The organism is Cryobacterium sp. TMT1-62, from assembly GCF_004403145.1.
GTDB classification, from domain to species: domain Bacteria; phylum Actinomycetota; class Actinomycetes; order Actinomycetales; family Microbacteriaceae; genus Cryobacterium; species Cryobacterium sandaracinum.
Genome location: NZ_SOGZ01000034.1, coordinates 63,137 through 79,332, shown reverse-complemented (window position 1 = coordinate 79,332; position 16,196 = coordinate 63,137). Strand labels below are relative to the sequence as shown.

17 protein-coding genes and 1 pseudogene are annotated in these 16,196 nt (G+C 63.3%); 10 read left to right on the top strand and 8 right to left on the bottom strand.

What is annotated here, in order from left to right; all coding sequences use genetic code 11:
• Nucleotides 1-184 precede the first annotated feature (184 nt).
• From E3T34_RS10035 to E3T34_RS10015, 5 genes are read right to left on the bottom strand one after another with little or no spacing between them, the layout of a single operon-like run.
• On the bottom strand, nucleotides 185-1,015 hold the full coding sequence (locus tag E3T34_RS10035) for a methyltransferase domain-containing protein (protein WP_134342897.1): 831 nt from the start codon (nucleotides 1,013-1,015) through the stop codon (nucleotides 185-187).
• A 30-nt stretch (nucleotides 1,016-1,045) separates the two neighbouring features.
• Entirely contained in the window at nucleotides 1,046-2,665 is a 1,620-nt protein-coding gene (locus E3T34_RS10030) for a ubiquinol-cytochrome c reductase cytochrome b subunit (RefSeq protein WP_174720218.1), read from the bottom strand.
• Entirely contained in the window at nucleotides 2,662-3,735 is a 1,074-nt protein-coding gene (locus E3T34_RS10025; protein WP_134342896.1) for a ubiquinol-cytochrome c reductase iron-sulfur subunit, read from the bottom strand. Before E3T34_RS10025 ends, E3T34_RS10030 begins: the two co-directional genes overlap by 4 nt.
• 55 nt (nucleotides 3,736-3,790) lie before the next feature.
• Complete coding sequence (locus tag E3T34_RS10020) at nucleotides 3,791-4,603, bottom strand: cytochrome c (protein WP_134342895.1); 813 nt, start codon at nucleotides 4,601-4,603, stop codon at nucleotides 3,791-3,793.
• Between the two features lie 22 nt (nucleotides 4,604-4,625).
• Nucleotides 4,626-5,195, bottom strand: coding sequence for a heme-copper oxidase subunit III (locus E3T34_RS10015; RefSeq protein WP_241977815.1), 570 nt, complete (start codon nucleotides 5,193-5,195; stop codon nucleotides 4,626-4,628).
• A 204-nt stretch (nucleotides 5,196-5,399) separates the two neighbouring features.
• On the opposite strand from E3T34_RS10015, the gene trpD reads away from it, so the two are divergent.
• Nucleotides 5,400-6,452, top strand: a complete 1,053-nt coding sequence (gene trpD, locus E3T34_RS10010) for an anthranilate phosphoribosyltransferase (protein WP_134342894.1) — start codon at nucleotides 5,400-5,402, stop codon at nucleotides 6,450-6,452.
• Nucleotides 6,453-6,481: 29 nt separating this feature from the next.
• On the opposite strand, the pseudogene E3T34_RS10005 reads toward trpD, so the two are convergent.
• Both E3T34_RS10005 and E3T34_RS10000 read right to left on the bottom strand, forming a co-directional pair.
• Nucleotides 6,482-7,886, bottom strand: a pseudogene (locus E3T34_RS10005) (FGGY family carbohydrate kinase).
• Nucleotides 7,887-8,009: 123 nt separating this feature from the next.
• A complete protein-coding gene (locus E3T34_RS10000; protein ID WP_104102049.1) occupies nucleotides 8,010-8,774 on the bottom strand; it encodes an MIP/aquaporin family protein in 765 nt (254 codons plus the stop codon).
• Nucleotides 8,775-8,998: 224 nt separating this feature from the next.
• Here E3T34_RS10000 and dhaK point away from each other — a divergent pair, with 224 nt between their 5' ends.
• From dhaK to E3T34_RS09975, 5 genes are all read left to right on the top strand, one after another.
• Nucleotides 8,999-10,000 carry a dihydroxyacetone kinase subunit DhaK gene (gene dhaK / locus E3T34_RS09995; protein WP_134342893.1) on the top strand — a complete coding sequence of 334 codons (1,002 nt, stop codon included), beginning with the start codon at nucleotides 8,999-9,001 and terminating at the stop codon, nucleotides 9,998-10,000.
• Between the two features lie 19 nt (nucleotides 10,001-10,019).
• Nucleotides 10,020-10,658 carry a dihydroxyacetone kinase subunit DhaL gene (gene dhaL, locus E3T34_RS09990; RefSeq protein WP_134342892.1) on the top strand — a complete coding sequence of 213 codons (639 nt, stop codon included), beginning with the start codon at nucleotides 10,020-10,022 and terminating at the stop codon, nucleotides 10,656-10,658.
• A 1-nt stretch (nucleotide 10,659) separates the two neighbouring features.
• The gene (gene dhaM / locus E3T34_RS09985; protein WP_134342891.1) at nucleotides 10,660-11,346 is read left to right on the top strand and encodes a dihydroxyacetone kinase phosphoryl donor subunit DhaM; all 687 of its coding nucleotides are present in this window, start codon (nucleotides 10,660-10,662) and stop codon (nucleotides 11,344-11,346) included.
• A gap of 133 nt (nucleotides 11,347-11,479) precedes the next feature.
• A complete protein-coding gene (locus E3T34_RS09980) occupies nucleotides 11,480-11,692 on the top strand; it encodes a hypothetical protein (protein ID WP_134342890.1) in 213 nt (70 codons plus the stop codon).
• A gap of 324 nt (nucleotides 11,693-12,016) precedes the next feature.
• Nucleotides 12,017-12,541, top strand: coding sequence for an HdeD family acid-resistance protein (locus E3T34_RS09975; protein ID WP_166785879.1), 525 nt, complete (start codon nucleotides 12,017-12,019; stop codon nucleotides 12,539-12,541).
• A gap of 58 nt (nucleotides 12,542-12,599) precedes the next feature.
• Here E3T34_RS09975 and E3T34_RS09970 read toward each other — a convergent pair whose 3' ends face one another.
• A complete protein-coding gene (locus E3T34_RS09970) occupies nucleotides 12,600-13,391 on the bottom strand; it encodes an SDR family oxidoreductase (RefSeq protein WP_233191461.1) in 792 nt (263 codons plus the stop codon).
• 116 nt (nucleotides 13,392-13,507) lie between these two features.
• Here E3T34_RS09970 and E3T34_RS09965 point away from each other — a divergent pair, with 116 nt between their 5' ends.
• From E3T34_RS09965 to E3T34_RS09950, 4 genes are all read left to right on the top strand, one after another.
• Nucleotides 13,508-13,978 (top strand): NfeD family protein, encoded by a 471-nt coding sequence (locus E3T34_RS09965; RefSeq protein WP_174720217.1) that lies wholly within the window; start codon nucleotides 13,508-13,510, stop codon nucleotides 13,976-13,978.
• A 20-nt stretch (nucleotides 13,979-13,998) separates the two neighbouring features.
• Nucleotides 13,999-14,976 (top strand): SPFH domain-containing protein, encoded by a 978-nt coding sequence (locus tag E3T34_RS09960; protein ID WP_370327486.1) that lies wholly within the window; start codon nucleotides 13,999-14,001, stop codon nucleotides 14,974-14,976.
• Nucleotides 14,977-14,982: 6 nt separating this feature from the next.
• Nucleotides 14,983-15,726 carry a glycerophosphodiester phosphodiesterase family protein gene (locus E3T34_RS09955; RefSeq protein ID WP_134342887.1) on the top strand — a complete coding sequence of 248 codons (744 nt, stop codon included), beginning with the start codon at nucleotides 14,983-14,985 and terminating at the stop codon, nucleotides 15,724-15,726.
• A gap of 90 nt (nucleotides 15,727-15,816) precedes the next feature.
• Nucleotides 15,817-16,182, top strand: a complete 366-nt coding sequence (locus E3T34_RS09950; RefSeq protein ID WP_104102069.1) for an RNA polymerase-binding protein RbpA — start codon at nucleotides 15,817-15,819, stop codon at nucleotides 16,180-16,182.
• Nucleotides 16,183-16,196 lie beyond the last annotated feature (14 nt).

Here is a 16,196-nt window from a genome sequence, read left to right as displayed (position 1 = left end):
GACACGTTCGGTCAATTTCCCAGGTCCACGCAGCCTGATCCACAGTTCCCGCCCGCACGGCCTCGAACGAATTCGACGGAGATTCTCCGGTATACGCGTCTTTCCGGCCCGTCGAGGTGCGATTCTGACAGAATCTCCGTCGAATTCGCTCAGGTCGTGGGACGCTACGCGTGGCTGCCGGGCTTCAGATCGTGATGCGACGGTAGCCGAGTAACTCGAAGGACGCCGTGACGGTCTGCACGCCGCTGAGATGGACCGTCAGCGCGTCGAAATCTGTGTGGTGAGCTGACGGACCCATCCCGATCAGAGCGGATACCTGGGCCGGGTTGAGGCGCAGCGAAGACGACAACTCGTCCCGTGTTTCCAGTTCGAAGGCGGGGGACAGCGCCTCGGACAGGTGCTCGCCTTTGTTCGCGGGCACGTCCAACGCCAGACCGGACGCCCTGAGCTCCTGCAGGTGGGACGCGTGCGGCACGACGACGACGAGCAGACCGTCTTCGCGCAGGACCCGGTGAAATTCAGACGGGTTCCGGGGAGCGAATACGTTAAGGAGTACATCTGCTGATGCGTCCCGCACCGGCAGCGGGGACCAGACATCCGCCACGAGCCCGTCGATGTTGTCCCGGCCGCTCACTGTGCGCCCGACCGCCACGGGGGAAAGGTCTATTCCCAGGGCGCGCGCATCTGGACAGAGCGCGAGAACCCCCTGCAAGTAGTATCCGGTTCCACAGCCGATGTCCATGACCCGGGAGGGGTTCTCAGCCGCCACCCGCTCAGCAAGGCGGCTGCGCAGCGGCTCGTACCAGCCGGTCTCGAGGAAAAGTGCTCTCGCGTCGACCATCGCGACGCTATCGCCGATCAGCCGGCGCGAACCGCCTGCCAGTGACACGTATCCGCGCTTGTTCACGTCGAAGGAGTGACCGGCCCCGCAGCGCAGCGTCAGCGGCTCGGCGGGGGAAAGCGGAAGAAAACAGTTCGGGCACCGAAGCCACTCCGACAAGGTCTGGAGGGACATCGATGCCCGTTCTGTGTTCGCGGCCGGAGCCTAGTGGTGGTGGTCGTGCGTCCGTACGAGTTCAGTGGTCGATACCGGTTCGATCCGGTCCTCGAAGAACCAGCGGGACAGTCCGGCACGAGCCTTTTGGCCCACCGTGATTTTGCCCTTGGCGTTCGGGCGGATCATGAGCGGCTTGTAGTCGTTGTAGCTGACCAGCTTCCAGCGCTCGTATTCATCAACGGGCTGGTGAACCTCGATGTACTCGCCACCGGGTAGACGCACGATACGCCCGGACTCGTAACCGTGCAGAACGATCTCACGGTCCTTCTTCTGCAAAGCCAGGCAGATACGTTTCGTCACGAAGAAGGCGATGAAGGGCCCCACAATCACCAGGAACTGCATGGTGTGGATCACGCCTTCCATCGTCACCTTGAAGTGCGTTGCGATGATGTCCGAGGAGGCCGTGGCCCACAGCGCCGCGTAGAACGTGACTCCGGCGGCACCGATCGCGGTGCGTGTCGGGGCGTTCCGGGGACGGTCGAGGATGTGGTGCTCACGCTTGTCTCCGGTGACCCACCCCTCGATGAACGGGTAGATAAGCACGACCAGGATGAACAGGCCCAGCGAAACCAACGGGATCAGGATGTTGAAGGACCAGGTGCGATCCAGCCAGACCATCTCGAGTCCCGGCGGGATCAGGCGCAGGGCGCCGTCAGCGAAACCGATGTACCAGTCCGGCTGTGTTCCGGCCGAAACGGGGGAGGGATCGTAGGGACCGTAGTTCCAGATGGGGTTGATCGTAAACAGCGACGCCATCAGCATCACGATGCCGAAGACGATGAAGAAGAAGCCACCGGCCTTGGCCGCGTACACGGGAAGAACCGGGTAGCCGACTACATTCTGGTTGGTGCGTCCGGCTCCGGGGTACTGCGTGTGCTTGTGTACGACGACGAAGAGCAGGTGCATCGCGATCAAAGCCACGATAATGGCCGGCAGCAGCAGAATGTGGAGGGAGTACAAGCGTCCAACGATCGCCTCGCCCGGGAACTCTCCGCCAAAGAGGAGGAACGAAATCCAGGTTCCGACCAGCGGGATGCCCTTGACCATTCCGTCGATGATACGCAAGCCGTTTCCGGAGAGCAGGTCGTCGGGGAGGGAGTACCCGGTGAATCCTTCGGCCATGGCCAGGATGAACAGAACAAACCCGATGACCCAGTTGAGCTCGCGCGGCTTGCGGAACGCACCGGTGAAGTAGATGCGGAGCATGTGCAAGCCGATTGCAGCCACGAAGAGCAGTGCTGCCCAGTGGTGGACCTGGCGCATGAGGAGCCCGCCACGAATATCAAAGGAGATGTCCAGGGAGGATGCCATCGCGGCAGACATCTCCACACCCTTGAGTGGCATGTACGAACCGTCGTACTCCACCGGCGTCATCGAAGCGCTGAAGAAGAACGTGAGGAACGAACCGGACAGCAGGATGATGACGAAGCTGTAGAGGGCAACCTCACCGAGCAGGAAAGACCAGTGGTCGGGGAAGATCTTGCGACCCAGTTCCTTAACCGCGGTCGAAATGCTGGTGCGTTCGTCGATGTAGTTCGCGGCGGCCCCGGTGAGGCCACCGGACTTCTTTGTTTCGACCAAGTCAGTAGTCGTAGTTGTAGTGCTCAATTCCGCTCCCAGAAGCTCGGTCCGACGGGTTCAGTGAAATCGCTTTGTGCAATGAGATATCCCTCGGAGTCTACCGTGATGGGCAGCTGCGGCAACGGGCGCTTGGCCGGTCCGAAGATGACTTCGCACTGGTTCGTCACATCGAACTGCGACTGGTGACAGGGGCACAGGAGCGTGTGGGTCTGCTGTTCATAAAGCGCGACCGGGCATCCGACGTGCGTGCAGATCTTTGAGTAGGCGACAATGCCGTCGTACGACCAGTCCTTCTTGTCGGCGGTCTCATTGATGTCTTCCGGCTTCAGCCTCATCAGAAGAACTGCGGCCTTGGCCTTCTCTTCGAGTTTGCCGTGGCCGAGGTCCTGCAATCCTTCGGGAATCACGTGGAAGGCCGAGCCGAGGGTGACGTCGGAGGCCTTGATCGGTGTGCCCGTGGGGTCGATCGCGAGCCTGGTGCCCTTCTTCCACATGGTGTGTTCGAGAGCTGCAGCCGGATTGGTGTCCTGCGGGCCCAAGCCGCGGAACAGCACGACGGCCGGCAGCGGAAAGGCGATCAAGGCACCGATGAGGCTGTTTCGGATGAGCGTACGGCGACCGATGCCCGATTCAACATTGGCCTCGTGAAAGATCTCGACCGCGCGTTCGCGGGTCTCGTCCGACCCCCGCACCGGGTGGCGCTCGTCGACGCCTTCGTGGTCGAACATGAGCGCCTTGCCCCAGTGCACGGCGCCGATGCCGATTGCCAGCAGGGCGAGAGTGAGGCCGAGACCAATGAAGAGGTTGTTCAGACGAACCGAATCCGGTTCCTCAGGGATGATCGGGAAGACCATATACGCCACGATCGCGAACACACTGCCCACGATCGACAGGTAAAAGAGCGTGTAGACGGTTCGCTCGGCGCGACGCTCCGCGCTGGGGTTGAGGTCGGTGACGCGCGGTCGGTGCGGGGGGAGACCCGGATTGGCCACGGCATCCCGTACGACGACGGCGGTGCCTGCGGGAGCCCCCTCATGCCCGACGCTCGACGAGTCAGCAGCGGTCAAGTCCTTCCCGCTGTTATCGTCCTTGGCCATTGTTCTCCTTCATCGGAATTCTCATAAAACAGTTTGTGTCAGACCTGGTCGGTGATCAGTTCGACTTGGCGGTGATCCACACCGTCAGGGCAACGATCGACCCAAGACCGAAGATCCAGAGGAAAAGACCTTCCGAGACCGGTCCGAGGGCACCCAGAGCGAATCCACCGGGGGACGGGTTGTTGTCCAGGTACTTGAGGTACGTAATGATGTCCCGCTTGCTCTCCGGGGAAATGTTCATGTCGTTGAACACGGGCATGTTCTGCGGGCCGGTGACCATGGCCTCGTAGATGTGCTTCTCCGTAACCCCGGCCAGGGCAGGCGCATACTTGCCCTGAGTGAGGGCACCACCGGCGCCGGCGACGTTGTGGCACATTGCGCAGTTGATGCGGAACAACTCGGCGCCCTTGGCGGCATCGCCCTCGGCGTCGAGGAGAGACGGATCCGGAAGTGCCGGACCCGGCGCAAGGGACGCCACGTAAGCGGCGAGCGACACAATCTGCTCGTCTGTGAACTGGACCGCCTTCTTCTCAGCCTGCGGTCCGTTCAACTGCATCGGCATGCGTCCGGTGCCCACCTGGAAGTCGACCGATGCAGCGCCGACGCCGATCAGGCTGGGGCCAGCATTGGTGCCCGCTGCTTCCAATCCGTGACAGGTGGCGCAGTTGGCCGCAAAGAGTTTCTGCCCTTCGCCGACGGTTTGCTGCGACGCAGCGTTCGTCTCCGCACTGGCCGTGCTCGTGCTGAAAGCCGCGTATGCGCCTCCGGTGAAGAGGAGTCCGATCGCGATGAGGGCGACGCTGGCAAGCGGGCTGCGACGGCCGGCTTTGCGACCGTCGGACTGCTTCGGTGTGCTAAACGTGGTCATACGTGGTGTCCACTCCGACTTTCTATTTAAGAACGTAAATGACGAGGAACAGCCCGATCCAGACAACGTCGACGAAGTGCCAGTAGTACGACACGACGATGGCGCTCGTTGCTTCCTTGTGACCGAAGTTCTTGACCGCGAAGGCGCGCCCGATGACGAGCAGGAACGCGATCAGGCCGGCAGTCACGTGAATACCGTGGAAACCGGTGGTGAGGTAGAACGCGGATCCGTACGCGTTGCTGGTCAGCGAGACGCCCTCGGAAACGAGAGTCGCGTACTCGAAGACCTGACCGGACACGAATATGGCGCCGAGGGCGTAGGTGAGGAAGAACCACTCGACCATGCCCCACTGGCTCGGTTTCCATCCGGTCGAACGTGATTGCAGGCGTTCTGCCGCAAACACTCCGAACTGGCAGGTCACCGAAGAGGACACGAGGATCAGTGTGTTCACAAGGGCGAATCCGAAGCCGTGCTTCTCCGTCTCGAATAACCACAATTCAGGCGACGTCGACCGCAGCGTGAAGTAGATGGCGAAGAGCCCGGCGAAGAACATGACTTCGCTGCCCAACCAGACGATAGTGCCAACAGCCACGCTGTTGGGCCGGTTAACAACGGGCGCATTGACCGTGTAAGTAATTGATGGACTCGTCACTCTTCTATTATGGCCGATTTGCGTATCGGTTATTGTCATCGGGGCGGACCTGTCGCTCAATTACCGGAATGACTACCTGATTGGAACAAACGCGCCCCGGGAAGCGAATTCGGGACGGATCGTCGATCTCGCTAAAATCGATCCATGCTTGAAATTCAGTCCTGGCCAAACGTCCTCAGTGCTCTGCTTTCGGGGAAGGACCTCAGCGTCTCCGATGCCGCGTGGAGCATGGAGCAGGTCATGCTGGGGGAGGCAACTCCGGCGCAGCTGGCCGGCTTCCTCGTAGCCCTGCGCGCCAAGGGCGAAACCGTGGACGAAATCGTCGGGTTTCGGGATGCGATCCTCGACCATGCCGTACCGCTGGCGGTGAACCCGATGGCCCTGGACATCGTCGGCACTGGTGGGGATCGGTTCGGCACCGTCAACATCTCGACGATGGCCTCCATCGTCTGCGCCGGGGTCGGCGTTCCCGTGATCAAACACGGCAACCGGGCCTCAAGCTCGGCGTCCGGTTCGTCGGACGTGCTCGCTGCCCTCGGCATTGACCTGTCACTGTCTGCCGACAAGGTTGCTGCCATTCTGGATACGGCCGGGATCACCTTCGCCTTCGCTGCCGCTTTCCACCCGGGGTTCCGCCACGCAGCGCTTGCGCGCAAGGAGCTCGGCATCCCCACGGTGTTCAACTACCTCGGCCCGTTGTGCAATCCGGCCCGTCCCGAGGCGTCAGCAGTGGGAGTCGCAAACCTGGACCGAGTTCCGCTCATCGTGGGTGTATTCCAGACACGCGGGGCGACGGCCCTGGTCTTCCGCGGTGACGACGGTCTCGATGAGCTGACCACGACGGGCCACAGCCATGTCTGGGAGGTGTCGCGGGGCCTGGTGACGGAGCACGACATCGATCCGCGGGACCTAGGAATCCGACGGGCCTCGATCAATGAGCTCGTTGGCGGGGACGCTGAGCACAATGCGGCCGTCGTTCATTCAGTGCTGGCCGGTGAGGTCGGTGCGGTGCGTGACATCGTCCTGCTGAACGCGGCCGCCGGCCTGGTCGCGTTTGACCTTGCAAACGATCCCGCGCAGTCTCAAGTCAATATTATCGAGCGCTTTCGCACTAAAATGACTGTGGCCGCGGAGGCAGTCGACTCCGGTGCGGCCACGGCCAAGCTCGCTGAGTGGGTCGCGGCCAGTCGGGTGTGACCCGGCTGGCCCAGACAAAACGAGACGAGCTAGACGACGTCTTCGTCAACCCAGCCGAACGTCTTGGTAACGGCCTTCTTCCAGTTGCGCATCTGACGGTTCGGCTCTTCTTCGCCCATTTGCGGGGTCCACCGGCTGTCCTCCTGCCAGTTGGCCCGCAGTTCGTCAAGGTCACCCCAGAACCCGACCGCCAGTCCGGCGGCGTACGCGGCGCCGAGAGCCGTGGTTTCGGCCACGACCGGTCGCACCACTGGCACGCCGATGATGTCGGCCTGGAACTGCATCAGCGTGTTGTTGCCGATCATGCCCCCGTCAACCTTCAGCTCGGTCAATGGAACACCCGAGTCGGCGTCAACCGCGTCCAGGACCTTCCGGGTCTGAAACGCGGTCGCCTCGAGGGCGGCGCGGTAGATGTGGCCCTTGTCCACGAATCGGGCCAGGCCGACGAGGGCATCACGGGCGTCCGAGCGCCAGTTCGGCGCGAAGAGTCCCGAGAAGGCGGGCACGAAGTAGGCGCCGCCACTGTCATCGACCGTTTTGGCAAGCGTCTCGATTTCCTCGGGGGTACTGATCATTCCCAGATTGTCTCGCAGCCACTGCACGAGGGAGCCGGTGACCGCGATGGAGCCCTCCAGCGCATAGTGGGGTTCGGCGTCGCTGAGCTTGTAGCCGAGCGTGGTGAGCAAACCGTTCTTGGACTGGATGATATCGGTGCCCGTGTTGAAGATCAGGAAGGCACCGGTGCCGTTGGTATTCTTCGCCTCACCTTGGTCGAAGGCCGGCAGTGGCCGCTCGCGATGCCGTAGACCTCGGACGACGAACGAATCTCGGGCAGCATCGACTTGGGTTCCCCGAAGGCGGCGAGGATATCGTCGTCCCATTGCAGAGTCTCGAGATCCATGAACTTGGTGCGGCTGGCGTTGGTCACGTCCGTCGCGTGCACGCCGCCTTCGAGACCGCCGGTCAGGTTCCACAGCACCCAGGAGTCCGTCGTGCCGAACATCAGATCGCCGGCTTCGGCCTTGCGCGCGCGACATTCACGTCCTCGAGAATCCAGACGATCTTCGTTCCGGAGAAGTACGTCGCCAGGGGGAGGCCCACCTGGGCCTTGAACCGTTCGACTCCGCCGTCGGCGACGAGACGGTCCACGATGGGCTGGGTGCGGGTATCTCGCCAGACAATCGCGTTGTCGACGGGCAGCCCGGTGCGGCGGTCCGAGACCACTGCGGTCTCATGCTGGTTGGTGATTCCCACGGCCTCGATGTCATGCCGAGTCAGGTTCAACTTGGACAAAGCCTGGCCGATCACTTCACGGGTGTTGTCCCAAATTTCCATCGGGTCGTGCTCGAGCTGACCGATCGCGATCACCGAGCCTGCGTTGTCGATGATGATCGCTCGGGAACTCGTGGTTCCCTGGTCGATTGCGATTGCGATTACGTCTTCGGCCTTGGAATACCTCCTTGGATTGCGAGAATCAGTGCTTGACGCGGCGCACGCCGCTGCGTGAAGCCACACAGCGCGGGCCGATTCAATGACTGAACCGGCCCGCGGGAAGGATTACGTGAGGACGGGCAATAGGAACAGGGAAGCCCATCCGGCGAGCATGCCGCCGATGACCGGACCCACGACAGGAACCCAGGAATAGGCCCAATCAGACGTTCCCTTGCCCTTGATCGGCAGGACGAAGTGCGCGATGCGGGGCCCCAGGTCACGAGCCGGGTTGATGGCGTATCCGGTCGGCCCACCGAGCGAGGTGCCGATGACGATAACTAGCAGCGCGACGGGCAGTGCGCCGAGCGCGGCCAGTCCGCCACTCTCGCCCTGGCGCCCGCCACCGAACGCCAGAACGACGAAGACAAGCACGAATGTGCCGATGATCTCGGTTGTCAGGTTCCATCCGTAGGAGCGGATGGCCGGACCGGTCGAGAAGACGCCGAGTTTGTTGGCGGAGTTGGGCTCAGCGTCGAAATGCTGTTTGTAGGCCAGCCAGCAAAAGACGGCTCCGATGAAGGCGCCGAGGAGCTGACCCGCGATGTAGGTGAGGACAGAGAGGAAGTTCACGGGAACGCCCGAACCGAACTCCGTCGCACCCGATGTCACCAGGCCGAGGGTGACTGCCGGGTTAAGGTGTGCACCAGAATTGTAGGCGACGATGACACCGGCGAAGACCGCGAAACCCCACCCGATGGTGACCATGAGGAATCCGCCGCCGAGGCCCTTGTTCTTGGCCAGCGCGACGTTGGCGACCACACCGGTTCCGAGGAGGACGAGTATCCCCGTGCCCAGCACTTCCGATAAGAATACGACTCCAATATTGTCCACGTTGACCTTTCTTGGTGAGGCTGAAGATGCCGGAGCGACCCAGAGCGGTGAGCGATCGGCGTTACCATAGCGCGGCGATTAACGCAGCGGAATGGGCCGGTGGACGCGTAATTCACCGCCCCTTACCGGCAGCGAGGGCAGCGCGTAGGTTGAGCCTAAAGTGCATAGCGCTCCACAACAGCCCGTCGACGGGCCGTCCAACCACCTCGATCGAAGGAAGAGACATGAAGAAACTCGTCAATGATCCCAAGAACGTCGTCGCTGAGGCCGTGGCCGGGTTCGGCGCGGCCCACGCCGATATCGTCCGGATTTCGACGGAACCGATCTACATCGTGCGCACGGAAGCTCCCGTTGCCGGGAAAGTGGGTCTGGTCAGCGGAGGAGGAAGCGGACACGAGCCACTTCACGGTGGGTTCGTCGGGTTCGGGATGCTGGACGCAGCCGTACCCGGGGCCGTTTTCACCTCACCGACACCCGACCCGATCCTCGCCGCGACGAAGGCGGTCGATGGGGGAGCGGGGGTGCTCCACATCGTCAAGAACTACACCGGGGACGTCTTGAATTTCGAGACCGCCGCCGACCTCGCCGCCGCGGACGGAATCGAGGTCCGCTCGGTGATCGTCAACGACGACGTCGCCGTGAAGGACTCGCTGTACACGGCCGGGCGACGTGGCGTGGCCGGAACGGTCCTGGTCGAGAAGATCGCTGGAGCGTCGGCTGAGCGCGGAGACGCCCTGGAGACCGTCGCCGCGATCGCAGAGAGGGTCATTTCCGGTGTGCGTTCGATGGGTGTGGCGCTGACGCCGTGCGTTGTTCCCCACGCCGGGGAAGGCAGCTTCACGCTCGCCGACGATGAGATCGAGATCGGGATCGGCATCCACGGCGAGCCGGGGCGCGCGCGGATCAAGCTGGAGCCGGCCGACGCCATCGTCGACCGGCTCCTCGGCCCCATCCTTGAGGACATCCCGTTCGTAGCCGGGGACGAGGTGCTGCTCTTCGTCAACGGAATGGGCGGCACACCGCAAATCGAGCTGTACATCGTGTTTCGACGGGCCGCCGAGGTGTTGGCCGAACAGGGGATCGAAGTATCCAGGACACTCGTCGGGAACTTTACGACGTCTCTCGAGATGCAGGGAACATCCATCACCGTGCTGAAACTCGATGACGAACTGACTGCCCTGTGGGATGCGCCGGTCCAGACGGCAGCGCTACGGTGGGGACGATAGGCCGGTAGAAGGAGATCCAATGAAGCTAGACGGCACGTGGGCGAAAGCCTGGATCAGGACCAGCGCGGCGGTAATGAATGAGCACCGTGTGGAATTGATTGATCTGGACCGTGAAATCGGCGATGGTGATCATGGCGAAAACATGGACCGCGGTTTCCAGGCGGTGCTGTTGAAACTCGATGACCTTCCGTCCGAGGCGAACCCCGGGGACGTCTTCAAACTCGTCGCGACCACGTTGATCTCAACCGTGGGCGGTGCGGCGGGTCCACTGTATGGAACAGCGTTCCTCAAGGCGGCCGTGGCCATCAGCGGCTCGGCTGATCTTGACGGGGCCGCTCTAGTCGCATTCCTGGCGGCCGCGCGAGACGGCATCGTCCTGCGCGGCAAGGCGGAACCCGGAGACAAGACCATGGTCGATGCCTGGACTCCGGCGGTCGACGCCGCCGAAGCAGCCCGTGCCGACGGTGCGAACGACCTGGCGATTTTGATGGCGGCGGCAGCTGCCGCCGAGGCAGGGGCAGAGGCGACGGAACCCTGGGTTGCGCGCAAGGGACGGGCTAGCTACCTCGGCGAACGGGCCATCGGTCACCGCGACCCGGGAGCGCAGTCTTCGGCCCTGCTGTTGCGAGCAGCTGCCGACACCGCAGCGACCGCCTGAAATGACCGCCACAGAGGGGCTTGTCGGCCTCGTTTTCATCTCCCACAGCTCGAAGATCGCCGACGGTCTCCTCGATCTGGCAACCCAGATGGCACCCCAAACGAGGATGGTCCCGGCCGGGGGGACAGACGACGGGGGTATCGGCACGAGCTTCACGAAGGTGGTCAGCGGCATTGCACAGGCTGACGCCGGCGCCGGCGTCGTGCTCCTCTGCGACCTGGGCTCCGCGATCCTGACGGCCGAAACCGCGTTGGATTTCCTCGGAGACGCGGCGCGTGCCCGAGTACGAATCGTGGATGCGCCTCTGGTCGAGGGGGGTGTGGCTGCGGCCGTCGCCGCCGAGATTGGGGGAGACATCGAGTCTGTCGTGCGGGCCGCGCAATCCGCAGCCGGGGCCGTCTCCGCAGCTGGGGCGGAACCAGCGCTGCCGCCGGTGGTCACGCGAACCGTTACCCTGGTGAACAAGGATGGTCTGCATGCCCGACCGGCTGCTGACTTCGTGAAGCTCGCCAATACGTTCGAGGCACGAGTCACCGTGAACGGCAGGGATGCATCCAGCCTGCTCGCCGTGATGTCACTCGGACTCATCCGCGGCATGACCGCGAAGATCTCCTCCTCGGATGAGGCCGGAGCGGCAGCCGTAGCCGCTCTGGGAGACCTTCTGGAATCGGGCTTCGGAGAAGAATAGACGCAAAGCACACGCATCAGGTCGATTTTGAAACTCGGCGTAGTCTGAGCACATGGACAAAGACAGGGAACCGCCGGTGAGCAGTCCTACTCGCCACTCCGACCGAGTGGATCCGCGATTCGCGGATACGGACGTGCCGACCGATCTGAAGGAATGCCCGGTCTGTGGGCAGACCATGCGTGCACATTTGATCGAGCGCGGCGCCCATGACACTATCCTTACGTGCCCCGTGCCGCATCCGGGCGCGTGGGACCGGGACGCGTTCCTGCCCGTGAACGAATTCGGGATGGTCCTGCGCCCGCACGAACCGGAGAACACCGACAAGGAAATCGACCGCCCAGAATGAGTCCGGCGGCGGCGGTTCGGCTAACCGTCGCCAAATGTCTGCACAAGGGTCCTAATCCACCGCTGAACACATTCCGGCACGATGCGGGACGCTTCGGAAGTGATCCTATGCCTCACCTGGTCAGGCGAAAGCATCGTCTGCGCTGACATAATGTGCATTATCGGTCAACCAGTGGAGAGGTCTGGACGTGTTGGCCGGACTCGACTACTTTGTGCGGCACGGCACGTTCCCAGAATCCGAGAGGCAGCTGAAATGCCCACTACCGTTACGGCCTTCGATCTGTCGTTGGATTAGAGAGCGCTCAGCACGTCAGAAATCACCGGTGTGCGCCTGGCCATCGCTGGCACCGGCCTGCTGGCCCTGGTCGTCGGCGTCCTGATCCTGTCCTGGCCGGACGCCACCGTCGGCTCCCTCAAGATCCTGTTCGGCCTGTACTTTTTGATCAGCGGCATTGTTCACGTAGGCCGAGGATTATTCACACAGGGTGCGTCCGGCGGTAGCCGGGTTGTGAACATCCTGCTCGGCGTGCTGCTGATCGTGGGCGATATCATGGCAATCAGAAACCCTTTGGACATCCTGGCAGTGCTCGGGATGCTCATCGGGAGCTCCTGGATCGTGGAAGGCGTGGCCGGATTGGTCGAGACGGCTCGGGACTCCAGCAGGTGGTTCGGTGCGGTCTTCGGCGCCATCGCCGTCGTGACCGGCGTCGTGGTGCTCTTCTCCCCCGTCGAGTCGGTCACCATTCTGGTCACGATCGGCGGAGTGTTCCTCGTTCTGTCCGGGATCATCCAACTGGCGCAGGCCTTCATGTTCGGCCGGGGCCGGTCGGCGACACCCGATACGGCGTAGCCGCTCGGCGCGGCCGCACGGCATTCGCCAGGCCGCACTGCACGTGCTGCCCGCGACGTCAGTTTCGACTGGCGGCTTCGCCGACGTAGTCCGCGATGTCCCCGACGTACCTGGTGTTGTTCTCCGGCACGGCCTCGACGGCCGCCAACGCAACCTCGGCGCCGAATTCGCTGACGTTGTACAACCGGCCGGCGGCATCCTTACGCGCGGTCATGGTGCCCGGGCTGGCTCGCTCGAGCAGGACGGCGGTGACCGTGCCCTCAATGATGTCGCCGGAGACAACGACGAAACCGATGCCGGCCTCGGCGAACTCGGGGATGAGGGCGCGCAGTGCGTCCTCGCCGGCGCGCTTGCTCCGGGCGACCGGCTCGTATTCGGCCATGGTGGTCGTGGTCTCGACGAAGTGGGCCTGGTGGCTGGTGACGAACACCACGCGGGCACCCGGAGCGAGCAAGGGCCGTGCCGCGTGCAGCAGGTTGACCTGGGCGTCCCGGTTCAGCTGCATGGCGTAATCCTCGGCCATGCCGCTTTCCATGCCACCGGAGGCGTTCATGACGAGGATGTCGAGGCCGCCGAACTCCGCACGGATGGTTTCGAACATGGACTCGACGGATGCAGCATCCGTCAGATCTGCACCGACCGTGATTGCCGTGCCACCTGCGGCGCGGATCGCATCGGCGACCTTGATCGCCCGTGCCTCCTTGTTACGGAAGTTGATCGCGACGCTGGCGCCCGCCTCGGCGAGGAGGCCGACGGTGGCCGCTCCGACACCACGGGACGACCCCGTGACCAGGGCGCGTTTGCCGATGAGAGAGCCGGCGTCGAGGGGATTTTTGGGTGCAGTAGTCACAACGCCCAACCCTACCAACATGAGCGGCGGGACTCAGCCTCGGCCAGTCTCGACTCCGGCCAACGAGCAGGTGATAGCTTCGATAGGGAAACGTCACGTGAGAGGCTCCAAAATTGATGGCTGATCTGACCGACTACTTGTGGATCGTGTGGCTCGTCTTCATCCTCGTCTGCGTGATCATCGAGCTGCTGTCGCTCGAGTTCACCTTTCTGATGATTGCTGTCGGAAGCCTGGCCGGCCTGGGGGCGAACCTGCTGGGAGCCGTGTGGTGGCTCCAGATCGTCACGGCCGCCGTGGTATCCGTGCTCCTCATCCTGCTCATACGCCCGGTTCTCCTGCGGCTGATGAGGAAGGGTGCCGATCACACACCGAGCAATGTCGCCGCACTGCTCGGCATGACCGCACAAGTACTGTCCACCGTTCGCCCCTCGGGTGGAATGGTCAAACTGGCCAACGGCGAAACCTGGACAGCCCGCCTCTCCCCCGACACCGACACGCAATCCGCCGAACCCGGTGAGATTGTTCGCGTGACCGCGATCGAAGGCTCCACCGCCGTCGTTCATCCCTCGGAAAGGAACATCACATAGTGCTCTCCACCGGTGAATTCATTGGGCAAATCTTCATTGCCGCCCTCCTCTTGGTACTCGGGGTGTTCGTCGTCGTCGTTCTAGTCCGGGCCATCAAGATCATCCCGCAGGCCAACGCCGGCGTCGTCGAGCGTCTGGGCAAGTATCACAAGACGCTCGAGCCGGGCCTGAACATCCTGGTTCCCTTCATCGACCGGGTGCGACCCTTGCTGGACATGCGCGAACAGGTCGTTTCCTTCCCCCCGCAGCCGGTGATCACGGAGGACAATCTCGTGGTGTCCATTGACACCGTGGTCTATTTTCAGGTCACGGATGCACGTGCCGCCACCTACGAAATCGCGAATTACCTGGGCGCGGTCGAGCAGCTCACGACGACGACCCTGCGCAATGTGGTCGGTGGCCTCAACCTTGAAGAGGCGCTGACCAGCCGCGACAATATCAACGGGCAACTACGGATCGTGCTGGACGAGGCGACCGGCAAGTGGGGTATCCGAGTCGGACGGGTGGAGCTGAAGGCGATCGACCCGCCCCTGTCCATCCAGGATTCGATGGAGAAGCAGATGCGCGCCGAGCGTGACCGCCGCGCGGTCATCCTGACCGCCGAGGGCACGAAGCAGTCGGCGATTCTGACGGCCGAGGGAGCTCGGCAGGCCGCCATCCTGTCGGCGGAGGGTGACGCGAAGGCAGCCGTTCTGCGCGCCCAGGGTGAGGCGGAGGCCATCACCACGGTATTCAGGGCGATCCACGACGGTGACCCGGATCCGAAGCTCCTGGCCTATCAGTACCTTCTGACCCTCCCCAAGCTCGCGGAGGGCAGTGCGAACAAGTTGTGGATCGTGCCCAGCGAACTCACCGCCGCGATGAACGGCATCGGGGCGGCGTTCGGCCATGCCGTCGGCGGCTCGGCCGCCCCCGCGCAGACCGCGCAGACCGCGCAGACCGGGCAGGCCGGGCCGGCCGGGCCGGCCGGCCGGCCCCCCGCCGTCCCGGAGGCGTAGGCGGCGATGTACCTCGAGGGGGTCGGGCCGCGCGTTTTCGCCCATCGCGGCCTCTCCCTTGATGCACCGGAGAACACCCTGCTGGCGTTCCGGCACGCGCTCGCGGTCGGCGCGACCCACATCGAGACGGATGTCCACGCCACGGACGACGGAATCGCCGTGCTCAGCCACGACGCTGAACACGACGTGGCCGGAACCCGCATTCGCCTCGATCAGCTCACCATGGGCGAGCTGCGCCGGGTCGGACTCGGTCAGGGGCAATCCTTCGCGTCCCTTCGCGAGGGACTTGACGTCTTCCCGGAGGCCCGGTTCAACATCGACGTCAAATCATTGGCCGCCGTCGAGGCCACGGCCGCGGCGGTCCGGGACGCCGGCGCCATCGACCGGGTGCTGATCACCTCTTTCTCCGAGAACCGCCGTCGCCGCACGGCTGCGCTGCTCCCCGGGGTGGCCACATCGGCATCCGCGTCGGTCTTGATGCGCGCCGTTTTGGCCGCCGAACTGGGCCTTGCCGCTCCGGTTCGGCACTCCCTGAGGAGCTTTGCCGCCGTGCAGGTGCCGGAGTCGGTTCGTTTCCTTCGCATCCTCACTCCCCGCTTCATTCGCGGCATGCACGCGGCCGAGGTGGAGGTGCATGTCTGGACCATCAACGATGCGGAGTCCATGATCCGGCTCCTGGACCTCGGTGTCGACGGGATCGTCACCGACCGGTGCGACCTGGCCGTGGCGATCATCGCGGCGCGAGCCTGAGAGTTCGCTCCGAGAAGTCACATAACGGAAAGATAACGTCCAGCTTGATGGTTTATACCTAGAAGCTGTATCGCGAGAGGAGACCATACGATGGCGGATCGCAGTTTGCGTGGCATGAGGTTAGGCGCACAAAGCCTTCAGAGCGAAGAGGGCGTAACCTTTTCACCACGAGTTAGTCACACGTATCTGTGTGCGACGTGCGCACGGGAGACGGTCATGATCTTCTCGGCAGAGGCGGAAGCTCCTGACGAATGGGAATGTCGCTTCTGTTCACAGACAGCAACCCGGTTGGTTGACTCCAAACCGGTGATAGTTGACCATTCCGACGAGAAAGTACCGCGTACGCATTGGGACATGCTCCTGGAGCGACGCACCCGGGCCGAGCTCGAGGAACTCCTTGAGGAACGGCTGACGTTCCTGCGGGAGCGTCGCGGACAGCAGAAGATCGGCGCCTGATAGGCCCTGTCTCG